The organism is Arthrobacter crystallopoietes BAB-32, assembly GCF_000328305.2.
Classification (GTDB): Bacteria; Actinomycetota; Actinomycetes; order Actinomycetales; family Micrococcaceae; genus Crystallibacter; species Crystallibacter crystallopoietes_A.
Genome location: NZ_ANPE02000128.1, coordinates 1 through 13,522 on the forward strand (window position 1 = coordinate 1; position 13,522 = coordinate 13,522).

Below are 13,522 nucleotides of genomic sequence, written 5' to 3' on the forward strand. Positions count from 1 at the left end.
GAGGCGCCAGGCGGCGACGCCGACGGCCAAGGCGTCCAGTTCCAGCAGCACGCCGTCCGCCGGCGCGTAGACGACGTCCTGGTGCTTCGCCTTCGGCAGCGGCGCCTTCGGGTCTCCGCCCTGGGCGGCGATCATGCGGTTCCAGACGTCCATGGCACGTCCGTCCTTCAGTGCCGCGGCCGGGTCCGCATCCGCGACGCCGGCGGCCTCCAGCATTTCCTCGGCGAGCCGGACGGTCAGTTCCACCACATCCTCGGGGCCGCCGCCGGCCAGCACCTCCACGGACTCTTCCACTTCGATGGCGTTTCCTGCGGCCAGGCCGAGCGGGGTGGCCATGTTGGTCAGCAGGGCCACCGTGTTGACGCCGGCATCCTGGCCCAGGGCGACCATGGTTTCAGCCAGCTCGCGGGCGCTGTCCTCGTCCTTCATGAAGGCGCCGGAGCCGACCTTGACGTCGAGCACGAGGGCGCCGGTGCCTTCTGCGATCTTCTTGCTCATGATGGACGAGGCGATCAGCGGGATGGCCTCCACCGTGCCGGTGACATCGCGCAGCGCATAGAGCTTCTTGTCGGCCGGCGCCAGCCCTTCGCCGGCGGCGCAGATGACCGCGCCGAGGTCCGCGAGCTGGGCCAGCATTTCGTCATTGCTGAGCGCTGCCCGCCAGCCCGGAATGGACTCCAGCTTGTCCAGGGTGCCGCCGGTGTGGCCGAGCCCGCGGCCGGACAGCTGCGGCACCGCCACGCCGAAGACCGCCACGAGCGGTGCGAGCGGCAGCGTGATCTTGTCGCCCACTCCCCCGGTGGAATGCTTGTCCGCCGTCGCTTTGCCCAGCGACGAAAAGTCCATCCGCTCCCCGGAGGCGATCATCGCCGTCGTCCACCGCGAAATCTCCGCGCGGTCCATCCCGTTGAGCAGGATGGCCATGTTCAGCGCGGCCATCTGCTCGTCGGCGATCACGCCGCGGGTGTAGGCGTCGATGGTCCAGTCGATCTGCTCGGGGCTCAAGGTGCCCTTGTCCCGCTTGGTGCGGATGATGTCGACGGCGTCGAAGTTCTCGGTCACGGGGGCTTCCATCCTTTACGTGCAGTGTCGGGCGGCTGTGCAGGGTCGGGCGGCTCGGTCAGGCCAGGTTCTCCGGGCCGAAGGCATCGGGCAGCACTTCGTCCATGGTCCGCACGCCCGAAACGGTCAGCAGCACCATGCCTGGGGCGCGGAATTCGTAGAGCAGCTGGCGGCAGCGCCCGCAGGGCATCAGCACGTTGCCCTCGCCGTCGACGCAGCTGAAGGCGGCCAGCCGTCCGCCGCCGGTCATATGCAGCTGGCTGACCAGCGAGCATTCGGCGCACAGCGTCAACCCGTAGGAGGCGTTTTCCACGTTGCAGCCGGCGACGATCCGGCCGTCCTCGGTCAGCGCCGCGGCTCCCACCGGATATTTCGAATAGGGCACGTAGGCCCGCTCCATCGCCTCGCGCGCCGCCTGCAGCAGCACGTCCCAGTCCACGGTCGGGTTGGGTGCGGTCTCTTCCACGCGCAGGCCTCCTGCCTAGCCCTTGATGTACGGAATGCCGTTGGAGGCCGGTGCCCGGGATTTGCCGACCAGCCCGGCGACCGCGAAGATCGTCACCACGTACGGCAGCATGGCCAGGAACTGGTTCGGCACCGGCGTGCCGAGGAAGCTGAGCACGGACTGCAGGTTGGTGGCGAAGCCGAACAGCAGCGCGGCGAAGAACGCGCCCAGCGGATTCCACCGGCCGAAGATCAGCGCGGCGAGGGCGATGTAGCCCTGGCCGGCGGTCATGTCGCGGCCGAAGCTGGATACCAGCACCAGCGTGAAGAAGGCACCGCCCAGGCCGGCCACGGCACCGGCCAGCAGCACGTTGGTGAAGCGCGTGCGGTTCACCTTGACGCCCACGGTGTCGGCGGCCTTGGGATGTTCGCCGACGGCCCGGGTCCGCAGGCCCCACTTGGTGTGGTAAAGGCCGACGTAGATGACCGCCACCGCGATGTACATCAGGTAGCCCACGATCGACTGCTCGAAGAGGATCGGGCCGATCACCGGGATGTCGGAGAGCACCGGGATCGAGATCGGCGCCAGCCGCGGCGGAGAGTTCCAGGTAGCGGAGTCGGCGCTCATCACCGTGGAGAAGAGGAACCCGGTCAGGCCGGAGACCAGGACATTGAGCACGACGCCGACAATGACCTGGTTGACGATGTACTTGATGCTGAAGACGGCCAGCACGGCCGAAACCATCACACCGGCGATGACAGCCGCCAGCAGGCCAACGAAGGCGCTGCCGGAGAGCGAGCCGGCGATGGCCGCTGCGAAGGCGCCGAAGAGCAGCTGGCCCTCGATGGCGATGTTAATGACGCCGGAGCGCTCGCAGAGCACGCCGGAGAGGGAGCCGAAGATCAGCGGGACGGCCAGGGTGACCGAGCCGGCGAGCAGCCCGTACAGCGCCAGGTTGGGCGTCCGGGCGCTGCCGACCACCCAGGTGAGGAACCCGGCGACGAAGAAGACCGCGAAAACGGCGAGCAGCCAGCCCGGTACCGGCCGCCCGGCCCGGACCCTGAGGAAGGACCAGGCGGCGGCAGCCAGCAGGACCACGGCGCAGATCCAGCCGGTCACCGGCGCGGAGACCACAATGGCCGGGAGCACGATCGGATCGCTCTCGGCGGTCAGGCGGAACGTGACGTTGTTCGATGGCGCACCGATGGCGAAGACCAGCAGCGCGGCCACAGCCAGCACGGCCAGCATCACCGGCGTCTTCCAGTTGCGCACCTCGGAGACCGTGCTGCTGCCAGCCTCGGGAGCGGTCAAGGTTGCCGCGCTCATGCTGCACCTCCAGCGGTAGCGGGCTTGCGGTTCCGGCGGCCGCGGAGGGCGCCGGGCTCAGGCAGCCGGAAGACCGAACGGACCAGCGGCGGCGCGGCGATGAAGAGCACGATCAGCGACTGGACCACCAGCACGATGTCGATGCTCGTGCCGGTTGCCGTCTGCATGGTCACGCCGCCGGCGCGGAACGCTCCGAAGAGCAGACCGGCGGCGAAGGTGCCCCACGGCGTGGAACGTCCCAGCAGGGCCACGGTAATGGCGTCGAACCCGAAGCTGGCGGCGACGCCGGAGGTCAGCACGCCTTCGGTGCCCGCCACCTGGGCCACGCCGGCCAGCCCGGCCAGCGCACCGGCGATGACCATGACCGTCACGTAGCCCTTGGTGACGCTAATGCCCGCGGTACGGGCCGCCGTCGGATTCGCTCCCACGGCGCGCAGTTCGAATCCAATGGTGGAGCGGTTCAGCAGCCACCAGACGAGGACCGTGGCAAGGATCGCCACGATGAAACCCCAGTGCAGCCGGAAGCCTTCGCCGAAGAGCAGCGGATAGCGTGCGGTTTCGTCCAGCTGCGGGCTGATCGGGTTGGACGATCCCGGGCGCTGGAAGGCAGGCGTGGTCAACAGGTAGAGCACCAGGTTCAGCGCGACGTAGTTGAGCATGATGGTCAGGATGACTTCGTGCGCGCCGGTCTTGGCCTTGAGCAGGCCGACAATGCCGGCCCAGAGGGCGCCGCCGATGATGCCGGCGATGATGACCAGCAGCAGGTGCAGGCCGACGGGCAGGTGCCAGCTGAAGCCGACCCAGGCCGCGAGCGTGGCGCCAATGATGATCTGGCCCTGCGCGCCGATGTTGAACAGGCCGGCGCGGAACGCCAGCGCGACGCCGAGGCCCGCGCAGATCAGCGGCGTGGCCACGGTCAGGGTCTGGGTCAGCGGATAGACCATCCGGCTGAAGCTCTCGCCCTCCCAGTTGAAGACGGAGCCTTGGAAGAGCGCGAGGTAGGCATCCGAGGCGGCAGTCCACGCGGCGCCGAGCATGTCCGAGGGCCGGGCGAAGAAGTAGGAGGCCGAGTTGGCCACGCGTTCGTCGGTGAAGGCGATGAGCAGTCCGCCGAGGAAGAGGGACATGATCACCGCCAGCACCGCGACGAGGGCGTTGCCGGTCATGATCTTCTGCAGCACGGTCTGCGACTCGCGCAGTTCCGGGCGCAGCTCGCCGCTCTGGGCGCCGGCCGGGACCGCCGGCGGGGCCTGGGTCCCATCGCCCAGTTCGGCCGCGGCCTCGAGCCGGACTTCGTCACCGTGCGCTGCGCTGCGGCTGAGCTGCCGTTCGTGCTTCTGCTCGTTGCTCATTGCTCCCCGCTTTCGCGATCCGTACCGAGTTGCTCTTCATGGCCCAGCGCCTCCTCGGCCGGCATGCCGGCCATCATGAGCCCGAGGGCGTCGCGTGAGGTCTTGCCGGGGACGATCCCCATCAGCCGGCCCCGGTACAGCACGGCAATGCGGTCGGCCAGTTCAAGCACCTCGTCCAGTTCGGTGGAGACGATCATGACCGGAGTACCGCCGTCGCGCTCGGCGACAATGCGCTTGTGCAGGAACTCGATGGACCCGACATCGACGCCGCGGGTCGGCTGGGAGGCGATGAAGAGCTTCAGCGGCCGGGACAGCTCGCGGGCCATGACGACCTTCTGCTGGTTGCCGCCGGAGAGCGTACCCGCGGCGGCATGGGCCGACTGGGTCCGGACGTCGAATTCGCCGATTTTCTCCTGCGCGTTCTGCTCAATGAGCGACGGCTTCATCGCGAGCCCCTTGGCGAAGGGCGGCTGGTCATAGCGGTTCAGGATGAGGTTCTCAGCCACCGAGAACGGGCCGACCAGGCCTTCCACGCTGCGGTCTTCCGGGACGAAGCCGACGCCGGCGCGGATGATGTCCTTCACGCTGCGGCCCAGGAGCTCCTGGCCTTCCAGCGTGATCGATCCGGCGGTGTGGTCCTGCAGGCCGAGGATCGCTTCGGTGAGTTCGGTCTGGCCGTTGCCTTGGACGCCGGCGACGGCGAGGATCTCGCCGCGGCGGATCTCCAGGCTCAGGCCGTCCACGACCCGTTGGCCGTTGGGCGCATGCACCGTCAGGTCCTCGATGCGGAAGGTGGCCTCCCCCGGCTGCGCGGGTGCCTTGTCCAGGGTCAGGCTGACGGCGCGGCCGACCATCATGGAGGCCAGCTCCGTCGTGGAGGCCATGGGGTCCGCGTCGCCGACCACCTTGCCGCGGCGGATAACCGTGATGATGTCTGAAACCTGTTTGACCTCCCGCAGCTTGTGCGAGATGAAGACAATGGACTTGCCGTCCGATTTCAGCTGCGCGATGATCGCCAGCAGCTCATCGGTTTCCTTGGGGGTCAGGACGGCCGTGGGTTCGTCCAGGATCAGCACTTCTGCGTCGCGCACCAGGGCCTTGATGATTTCGACCCGCTGCTGGACGCCGACGGGGAGGTCCTCGATGACGGCGTCCGGGTCGACGTCGAACCCGTACTGGTCCGAAATCTGCTTGATCTTGGCGCGCGTCTGGTTGAGGTTCAGCATGCCGCCGGCCTTGGTCGCTTCGTTGCCGAGGGCGACGTTTTCGGCAACGGTGAAGACCGGCACGAGCATGAAGTGCTGGTGGACCATGCCGATCCCGGCGGCCATGGCGTCTCCCGGCCCGTTGAAGGACACCGGTTCGCCGTTAACCAGGATGCGGCCCTCGGTCGGCTCGTAGAGTCCATAAAGGACGTTCATCAATGTGGATTTCCCGGCGCCGTTCTCGCCCAGCAGGCTGTGCACCTGCCCCGGCTCAACCACCAGGTCGATGTGGTCATTGGCTACCAGCGAGCCAAACCGTTTGGTAATTCCCTGCAGTTCAAGTTTCACAACCGAACCAACCCGTTCTTAAGTCTGCTTCAACAGCTGTTGTTGGGCGAACATGGTCAAGCTGCCCCCAGCCTAGACCGCAAAAGCGCTGAACAGCACGGACCGCCGCCAGCTGCCGGGAAATCCGAGGCAGCGGACGGCGGTGCCGTTGCTGTGTGGCTACTTGGGGCTGGCCTCGGACTCGACCTTGATCTCGCCCGAAATGATGCTGGCCTTGATTTCCTCGAGCTCGGTCTTCAGTTCATCCGGCACGGAGGCATCGAGGTCGTGGAACGGAGCCAGGGCCACGCCGCCGTTCTCCAGGGTGCCGATGTACGGCTCGCCGGAGAAGTTGCCCTCGACGTCGCTGGCGATGACCTCTTCCACGGCCTGGCCCATGAGCTTCATGACCGAGGTCAGGATGTACTCTTCGCCCTTGCCTGTGGTCTCGTAGCCGTCGGAGTCGACCCAGATGACCTTGACCTGCTCTTCGGCGGGACGGTCCGCGTTGGCTTCGATGACCGCGTCCATGGTGCCCAGGCCAACCGGTCCGGCCACCGGCATGATGACGTCCGCACCCTCGTTGATGAAGTTCTGGGTGTCGGTCTTGCCCTTGCCCTGGTTCTCGAAGCCGCCGTTGAAGGTGCCGTTCTGCGACTCCTTGTTCCAGCCCAGCAGTTCGACGTTCTCGCCCTTCTGCTCGTTGTAGTAGGCCACGCCGTCCGCAAAGCCGTCCATGAAGATGGTGACGGTGGGGATGTTCAGGCCGCCGTAGGTGGCTACCTTGCCGGTCTCGGAGACCCCGGCGGCCAGGTAGCCGGCCATGAAGGCAGCCTGCGCGGTGTCGTAGACGATCGGCTTGACGTTGTCGGTGAACTCCGGGTCCTGGTAGTCGACGATCGCGAAGTTGGTGTCCGGGTTGGCCGCCGCGGCTTCCTTGGTCACGTCGCCCAGCAGGAACCCGACGGTCAGGACCAGGTCGCAGCCGGACTGGACCATGCTGTCCACGTTCGGAGTGAAGTCGGTCTCGGCCTGGGATTCGGCCTGCTGGATCTGGATCCCCAGGTCCGCTTCGGCGGCCTTCAGGCCCTCATAGCTGGACTGGTTGAAGGAGCGGTCATCGAAGCCGCCGGAGTCGGAAACGATGCAGCCCATGTAATCGGATTCTTCAGGAGCGGCGCTGCTCCCGCCTTCCTCGGGCGGTGCGCCGCAACCGGCGAGGACGAGGGCGGAAGCGCCGAGCACAGCGGCGGACAGGCCGGTGCTGCGCTTCATGGCGCGCAGTGATTTCTTCAATGTTCCTCCAGAAAACAAGTGATGCTCCGCGCACCGGATCCTGCAGGCGGCGGCTACGAGTCCACCCTAATCGCCGGGAGGAGCGAGTGTAACGAATCCATCCCGATTGGCTGACATTGTTGAAAACTTGTTACTTTCCGGTAGCTGGGCGCCGCTCAGTACTCCTTGCCGTGGCAGGCCAGCACTGCGGCCGCTGCCATGACGCGCACGCCGACGCCGATCGCATGCTCGTCCGGTGCATAATCGCCGCGGTGCAGGTCGAACGTCTCGCCGCCGGGAGTGCGGGTGCCCAGCCGCATCATCGCCCCGGGCACCAGCTGCGTCATCCAGGCAAAGTCCTCGCCGCCCATGGACTGTGGCGTCAGCGTGACGGCCCCGCCGCCGAGCTCCAGCCGGGCTGCGGCCTCAAGCAGGCCGGTCTCCCGCTCCGTGTTCACGACCGGCGGCACCCCGCGGATGTGTTCGAGCTTGACCTCGACGCCGAACGGAGCAGCTACCTGCTTGACCACCTCATCAAGGAGTTCACCTGCCGCATGCCAGGCTTCGCCGTCCAGGCAGCGCATGGTGCCGGCCATGAAGCCGTGGGCCGGAATCGCGTTCGGGGCGGCACCGGCGCGGATCTGCCCCCAGACCACCGAGACGGCGCTGCGGACATCGATCCGCCGGCTGAGCACGCCGGGGACGTTCACCGCGATCTCCGCCAAGGCGAACACGAGGTCCTCGGTCAGGTGCGGCCGGGAGGTGTGGCCGCCGCGGCCGGTCAGCTCGATCCTGATGGTGTCCGAGGCCGAGGTGATCGCGCCGATCCGGGTGCCGACCTGGCCGACGTCGACGCGCGGATCGCAGTGCAGCGCCAGGATCCGCGGTATCCCTTCCAGCACGCCCTGCTCGATGACCGCCAGCGCACCGCCGGGCATGGTCTCTTCGGCCGGCTGGAAAATCACCCGGACCCGGCCGCCCAGCTGGCCTTCTTCATTCAGCTTGCACAGCACCAGCGCGACGCCCAGCATGACGGTGGTATGGATGTCGTGCCCGCAGGCGTGGCTGATGCCCTGGTTGACGGAGGCGTACTCGAGCCCGGTTTCCTCCATGATCGGCAGTGCGTCGATATCCGCCCGCAGGCCGATCGCGATAGGGCCCTCGCCAATATCCACGTAGAGGCCGGTGCCTTCCAGCGGGACCGGATCCAGCCCGGCGTCGCGCAGGCGCTCGAGCAGCTTCGCCGTGGTCTTGAACTCTTTGTGCGACAGTTCCGGATGCTGGTGGAGGTCCCGCCGGAAGTGCCGCAGGCCGTCCACGAACGGTGCGGCCCACACGCCGATTCGGGGAATGCTGTCCGAAGTCTCCGTAATTGTCTGCACAGACAAACTGTACCCAGTGCCCGCGTCCGCTGCCTGTCCCGCAGCGGAAATGTTCCGGGCGAACAGGGACCAGCCCGCCGGGTCAGAGGACGTCGGTGTCGCCGCTGGCGCGGAGGTGCTCGACGGCCTTTTTGACCTGCTGGGCGTGTTCCTTGGTGGTCACCAGCAGCGCGTCCGGGGTGTCAACGACGACGACGTCATCGATGCCGATCAGCGCGATCACGCGTTTGGTGTCGGAGACGACCATGCCCGTGGCCTTTTCCGCGTACACGCGCGCGCCCTCGCCGAGGACAGTGAGGTTGTTCGTCTCGGATGCGGCGTTGAGCCGGCCGATCGCGGCGAAGTCCCCGACGTCATCCCAGGAGAACTCGCCCGGGACCATGGCCACGTCCCCGGCCGCGGCGGCCGGTTCGGCGACCGCGTAGTCGATCGCGGTCTTCGGCAGGCCCGGCCAGATGCGTTTCATGACCTCGCGCCGCTTCGGGGTGTCCCAGGCCGCGGCGATCTCCATCAGCCCGGTGTAGAGCTGCGGTTCGTTGGTTTCCAGGTGCTTCAGCAGCAGGTCCACCGGCGCGACGAACATGCCCGCGTTCCAGTGGTACTCCCCCGAGGCCAGGTACGCCTCGGCCGCCGCCTGGTCCGGCTTCTCCACGAACTCCGCCACGCCCTCGGCCGTCGGCGCGCAGTCGATGCCCAGGTTTCCGGAGGACCGGATGTACCCGAACCCGGTCGACGGGTGCGTCGGCCTGATCCCGATGGTGACGATGTAGCCCTCGGCCGCGGTGTGCACCGCCGCGCGGACCGCGTCCTGGAACTGCTCGACCGGGTTGATCACCTGGTCCGCGGCGAAGGAGCCCATGATGATGCCCGGGTCCCGGTGGTACAGGATCGCCGCGGCCAGGCCGATCGCCGCGGCCGAGTCCTTCGGCTCCGGTTCCAGCACCAGGTTCGCCTTCCCCAGCTCCGGCAGCTGCGCCAGCACCGGCTTGCGGTGCACCGCCCCTGTGACCACCATCGTCCGCCCGTCGCACAACGGCTCCAGCCGCGCATACGTGGCCCGGATCAGCGTGCTGCCCGACCCGGTCAGATCATGCAGGAACTTCGGCGCCGCCGCCCGCGACAAGGGCCACAGCCGCGTACCGACCCCGCCGGCCGGAATCACGCCGTAAAACCGCTCCAGCACATCGTCTTCAACCGGGTTCGGGCCCAGGGGCTTGTCAGTAGTCATCTCATCCAAGGTAAACCAGCACGAGGCCAAGCGGACTCATCCGCACGATTGATTTGCGTCATTATGGCGGCAAATCCGCACCGGGGACGAAGGCGCCTTTCCGCCGATATTAGCTCACATTTAAGTTGCGTAAATAGGGCCGAAAACCCCGTCTTTGCGCTGGTCCCCGGCGCACCGCCGTCGTGCTTGTTATAAAGCTCACACGGAAAGTTCCCAAATTGAATAAGCTCTGGGCGAAGCCTAGATTAGATCTGAACAAAGAGCACTCTCGCACTGGCGTAAATCTGCGTGGCACACGCTGGCGCCGTTGCGATGCAGGGAGGTTAATTCAGTGTCGAAGACACCAGCAGGGACCCTCTACCGCGGCCGGGAAGGCATGTGGTCTTGGGTGGGACACCGCGTAACCGGCGTCGCAATTTTTTTCTTCCTCTTAGTACACGTGTTGGACACCGCTCTGGTGCGCGTATCTCCTGAGGCATACAACGTTGTGATCAACACCTACAAGAACCCGATCATGGCGATCCTGGAAGCCGGCCTCGTCGCCGCGATCGTCTTCCACGCATTCAACGGCCTCCGCGTCATCCTCGTGGACTTCTGGAAGAAGGGCCCGAAGTACCAGGCCCAGCTGCTCTGGGGCGTTGTCGGACTGTGGGTGGTCGTCATGGTTCCGTTCCTTATCCGCCACCTCACGCTCGCCTTCACCGGGGGTCACTAATCATGGCAGCTACTACTGAAATCCAGGCACCCCGTTCCGGCCGCGTCGCCCCTGAGTACACCCGCCACGGCCGCAGCCGGGGCAGCTTCGAGATGTTCGCCTGGCTGTTCATGCGCGTCTCCGGCCTGGTGCTGGTCGTCCTCGTCTTCGGCCACCTGTTCGTCAACCTGATGGTCGGCGAAGGCGTGCACGCCATCGACTTCGGCTTCGTCGCCGGCAAGTGGGCCGATCCGTTCTGGCAGGTCTGGGACCTGGCCATGCTCTGGCTGGCGATGCTTCACGGCACCAACGGCGTCCGCACCATCATCAACGACTACGCGGAGAAGGACGGCACGCGGTTCTGGCTCAAGGCCGTGCTCTACGCCGCGACCGCCGTCATCATCGTCCTCGGAACCCTGGTGATCTTCACCTTCGATCCGTGCCCGCCGAACGCGGCAGCCGAACTGCTGCCGGCCTTCTGCCCGGCACCGTAAGGGCATAAGCGGGCGCTGCCGGACGCAGCGCCCGCTTCCTTGAGAAGTACCCCTAGTTTCAACAGAAAGAGCATCCAGTATGCAGGTCCATAAGTACGACGTCGTCATCGTCGGTGCCGGTGGCGCCGGTATGCGCGCCGCCATCGAATCCGGCCAGCGCGCGCGAACCGCAGTACTGACCAAGCTGTACCCCACCCGTTCCCACACCGGCGCTGCGCAGGGCGGCATGTGCGCGGCCCTGGCCAACGTCGAAGAGGACAACTGGGAGTGGCACACCTTCGACACCGTCAAGGGCGGCGACTACCTGGTTGACCAGGATGCGGCCGAGGTCATGGCCAAGGAAGCCATCGACGCCGTGCTGGACCTGGAAAAGATGGGCCTGCCGTTCAACCGTACGCCGGAAGGCAAGATCGACCAGCGCCGCTTCGGCGGCCACACCCGCGACCACGGCAAGTCCCCGGTGCGCCGGGCCTGCTACGCCGCCGACCGCACCGGCCACATGATCCTGCAGACGCTGTACCAAAACTGCGTCAAGCACAACGTCGAGTTCTACAACGAGTACTACGTCCTGGACCTGCTGCTGGTGGACGAAGACGCAACCCGCGAGGATGGTACGCCGTACAAGCAGAAGCGCGTTGCCGGCGTCGTTAGCTATGACCTGGCCAGCGGCGAGATCCATGTCTTCCAGGCCAAGTCCGTGGTCTTCGCCTCCGGCGGCGTGGGCAAGGTCTTCAAGACCACCTCGAACGCCCACACCCTGACCGGCGACGGCATGGGCATCGCGTTCCGCCGCGGCCTGCCGCTGGAGGACATGGAGTTCTTCCAGTTCCACCCGACCGGCCTGGCCGGCCTGGGCATCCTGCTCTCCGAAGCCGCCCGTGGCGAGGGCGCGATCCTGCGCAACTCCGAGGGCGAGCGGTTCATGGAGCGCTACGCCCCGACCATTAAGGATCTGGCGCCCCGTGACATCGTGGCCCGCTCGATGGCCAACGAGGTCCGCGAAGGCCGCGGCTGCGGTCCGAACAAGGACTACGTGCTGCTCGACCTGACCCACCTGGAGCCGGCGCACATCGACGCCAAGCTGCCGGACATCACCGAGTTCGCCCGGACGTACCTGGGTGTCGAACCGTACACCGAGCCGGTGCCGGTGTTCCCGACCGCGCACTACGCGATGGGCGGCATCCCGACGAACATCAAGGCCGAAGTGCTGCAGGACAACGACACCGTGGTGCCCGGCCTGTACGCCGCCGGCGAGGTAGCCTGTGTTTCCGTCCACGGCTCCAACCGCCTGGGCACCAACTCGCTGCTGGACATCAACGTCTTCGGCAAGCGCGCCGGCATTGCCGCCGCTGAGTACGCCAAGACCGCCCAGTTCGTGGAGGTTCCGGAGAACGCGGACAACTTCACCATCGAACTGATCGAGGGTGTACGCAACGCCAGCGGCACCGAGCGCGTCGCCCAGCTGCGCAAGGAACTGCAGGACACCATGGACGCCAACGTCCAGGTGTTCCGCACCGAACAGACCCTGACCGAAACCCTGAACGTGATCGCCTCGCTGCGCGAGCGCTACAAGAACATCGGCGTCCAGGACAAGGGCAAGCGCTTCAACCTGGACCTGCTGGAAGCGGTCGAGCTCGGCTTCCTGCTGGACATGGCCCAGGTCATGACCGTAGCGGCGCTGCACCGCCAGGAATCCCGCGGCGGCCACTTCCGGGAGGACTTCCCGGACCGCGACGACGCGAACTTCATGAAGCACTCGATGGCTTACAAGGATGACTCGGCCACGTCCGAGTCCGTCGCCGGCATCCGCCTGGAGACCAAGCCCGTGGTCTTCACGCGCTACGAACCGATGGTGAGGAAGTACTAATGACCGCTGAAACTGTGGAACCTGCATCCAAGGTCGATCTCGCCCCCGGCGTCGGTGGCGGCGGGGAGATTCCCAGCTTCGACATCACGCTCAAGGTCCGCCGCTACGACCCGGAGTTCTCCGAAGAGGCCCGCTGGGACGAGTTCAAGCTGACCATGTACGGCACGGACCGCGTGCTGGATGCCCTGCACAAGGTCAAGTGGGAGCATGACGGCTCCGTCTCCTTCCGCCGCTCCTGCGCCCATGGCGTGTGCGGCTCCGATGCCATGCGCATCAACGGCCGCAACCGCCTGGCCTGCAAGACCCTGCTGAAGGACCTGGACACCTCCAAACCCATCACGGTCGAGCCGATCAAGGGCCTGCCGGTGGAGAAGGACCTGATCGTGGACATGGAACCGTTCTTCCAGTCCTACCGCGAGATCATGCCGTTCCTGATCAACTCCGGGCACGAGCCGACCCGCGAACGCCTGCAGTCCGTGGAGGACCGGGAGCGCTTCGACGACACGACCAAGTGCATCCTCTGCGCAGCCTGCACCTCGTCCTGCCCGGTCTTCTGGACCGATGGACAGTACTTCGGCCCGGCGGCGATCGTCAACGCGCACCGCTTCATCTTCGACTCGCGCGACGATGCCGGCGACATGCGCCTGGAGATCCTCAACGACAAGGAAGGCGTGTGGCGCTGCCGCACCACCTTCAACTGCACCGAGGCCTGCCCGCGTGGCATCCAGGTCACCAAGGCCATTGCCGAGGTCAAGCAGGCGGTGCTCAGCCGCAAGATCTGACCTGCGCCAGGTCTGACCGGACCAGGCAGGTCCAACCGGACCGGCCTTCCGCTGATTCCGCTTAGGTGCCGGCTCTTCGGAGC

The 13,522-nt window shown here is 66.5% G+C and carries 12 protein-coding genes; 4 read left to right on the forward strand and 8 right to left on the reverse strand.

Features of this window, described 5'->3' with window-relative positions:
* The 8 genes from D477_RS10575 to D477_RS10610 form a co-directional block, all read right to left on the reverse strand.
* Positions 1–1,074 (reverse strand): thymidine phosphorylase (locus D477_RS10575; RefSeq protein WP_043846558.1); only part of this gene is annotated, 1,074 nt, incomplete at its 3' end.
* A 46-nt stretch (positions 1,075–1,120) separates the two neighbouring features.
* Positions 1,121–1,528, reverse strand: a complete 408-nt coding sequence (locus tag D477_RS10580; RefSeq protein ID WP_005269030.1) for a cytidine deaminase — start codon at positions 1,526–1,528, stop codon at positions 1,121–1,123.
* 15 nt (positions 1,529–1,543) lie between these two features.
* Positions 1,544–2,833 carry an ABC transporter permease gene (locus D477_RS10585; RefSeq protein ID WP_005269031.1) on the reverse strand — a complete coding sequence of 430 codons (1,290 nt, stop codon included), beginning with the start codon at positions 2,831–2,833 and terminating at the stop codon, positions 1,544–1,546.
* Complete coding sequence (locus D477_RS10590) at positions 2,830–4,185, reverse strand: ABC transporter permease (protein ID WP_005269032.1); 1,356 nt, start codon at positions 4,183–4,185, stop codon at positions 2,830–2,832. The genes D477_RS10585 and D477_RS10590 overlap by 4 nt, the downstream gene beginning before the upstream one ends.
* Positions 4,182–5,738, reverse strand: coding sequence for an ABC transporter ATP-binding protein (locus D477_RS10595; protein ID WP_005269033.1), 1,557 nt, complete (start codon positions 5,736–5,738; stop codon positions 4,182–4,184). The genes D477_RS10590 and D477_RS10595 overlap by 4 nt, the downstream gene beginning before the upstream one ends.
* A 159-nt stretch (positions 5,739–5,897) precedes the next feature.
* Positions 5,898–7,013, reverse strand: a complete 1,116-nt coding sequence (locus D477_RS10600) for a BMP family lipoprotein (protein WP_237740762.1) — start codon at positions 7,011–7,013, stop codon at positions 5,898–5,900.
* Positions 7,014–7,168: 155 nt separating this feature from the next.
* A complete protein-coding gene (locus tag D477_RS10605) occupies positions 7,169–8,344 on the reverse strand; it encodes an amidohydrolase (RefSeq protein ID WP_237740765.1) in 1,176 nt (391 codons plus the stop codon).
* Positions 8,345–8,456: 112 nt separating this feature from the next.
* The gene (locus D477_RS10610; RefSeq protein ID WP_005269036.1) at positions 8,457–9,602 is read right to left on the reverse strand and encodes a mannose-1-phosphate guanylyltransferase; all 1,146 of its coding nucleotides are present in this window, start codon (positions 9,600–9,602) and stop codon (positions 8,457–8,459) included.
* Positions 9,603–9,933: 331 nt separating this feature from the next.
* Between D477_RS10610 and sdhC the strand changes: the two genes are divergently transcribed.
* From sdhC to D477_RS10630, 4 genes are all read left to right on the forward strand, one after another.
* On the forward strand, positions 9,934–10,317 hold the full coding sequence (gene sdhC / locus D477_RS10615; RefSeq protein WP_005269037.1) for a succinate dehydrogenase, cytochrome b556 subunit: 384 nt from the start codon (positions 9,934–9,936) through the stop codon (positions 10,315–10,317).
* Positions 10,318–10,319: 2 nt separating this feature from the next.
* Positions 10,320–10,790 (forward strand): succinate dehydrogenase hydrophobic membrane anchor subunit, encoded by a 471-nt coding sequence (locus tag D477_RS10620; protein WP_005269038.1) that lies wholly within the window; start codon positions 10,320–10,322, stop codon positions 10,788–10,790.
* Between the two features lie 79 nt (positions 10,791–10,869).
* Positions 10,870–12,657, forward strand: coding sequence for a succinate dehydrogenase flavoprotein subunit (sdhA, locus tag D477_RS10625; RefSeq protein ID WP_005269039.1), 1,788 nt, complete (start codon positions 10,870–10,872; stop codon positions 12,655–12,657).
* Positions 12,657–13,439 (forward strand): succinate dehydrogenase iron-sulfur subunit, encoded by a 783-nt coding sequence (locus D477_RS10630; protein WP_005269040.1) that lies wholly within the window; start codon positions 12,657–12,659, stop codon positions 13,437–13,439. The genes sdhA and D477_RS10630 overlap by 1 nt, the downstream gene beginning before the upstream one ends.
* Positions 13,440–13,522: the final 83 nt, after the last annotated feature.

What these genes read in the sequence shown, in the direction of transcription:
- D477_RS10585 (WP_005269031.1), bottom strand. Translation starts at nt 2,833, where the DNA reads ATGAGCGCGGCAACCTTGACCGCTCCCGAGGCTGGCAGCAGCACGGTC.
- D477_RS10590 (WP_005269032.1), bottom strand. Translation starts at nt 4,185, where the DNA reads ATGAGCAACGAGCAGAAGCACGAACGGCAGCTCAGCCGCAGCGCAGCG.
- D477_RS10610 (WP_005269036.1), bottom strand. Translation starts at nt 9,602, where the DNA reads ATGACTACTGACAAGCCCCTGGGCCCGAACCCGGTTGAAGACGATGTG.
- D477_RS10620 (WP_005269038.1), top strand. Translation starts at nt 10,320, where the DNA reads ATGGCAGCTACTACTGAAATCCAGGCACCCCGTTCCGGCCGCGTCGCC.
- sdhA (WP_005269039.1), top strand. Translation starts at nt 10,870, where the DNA reads ATGCAGGTCCATAAGTACGACGTCGTCATCGTCGGTGCCGGTGGCGCC.
- D477_RS10630 (WP_005269040.1), top strand. Translation starts at nt 12,657, where the DNA reads ATGACCGCTGAAACTGTGGAACCTGCATCCAAGGTCGATCTCGCCCCC.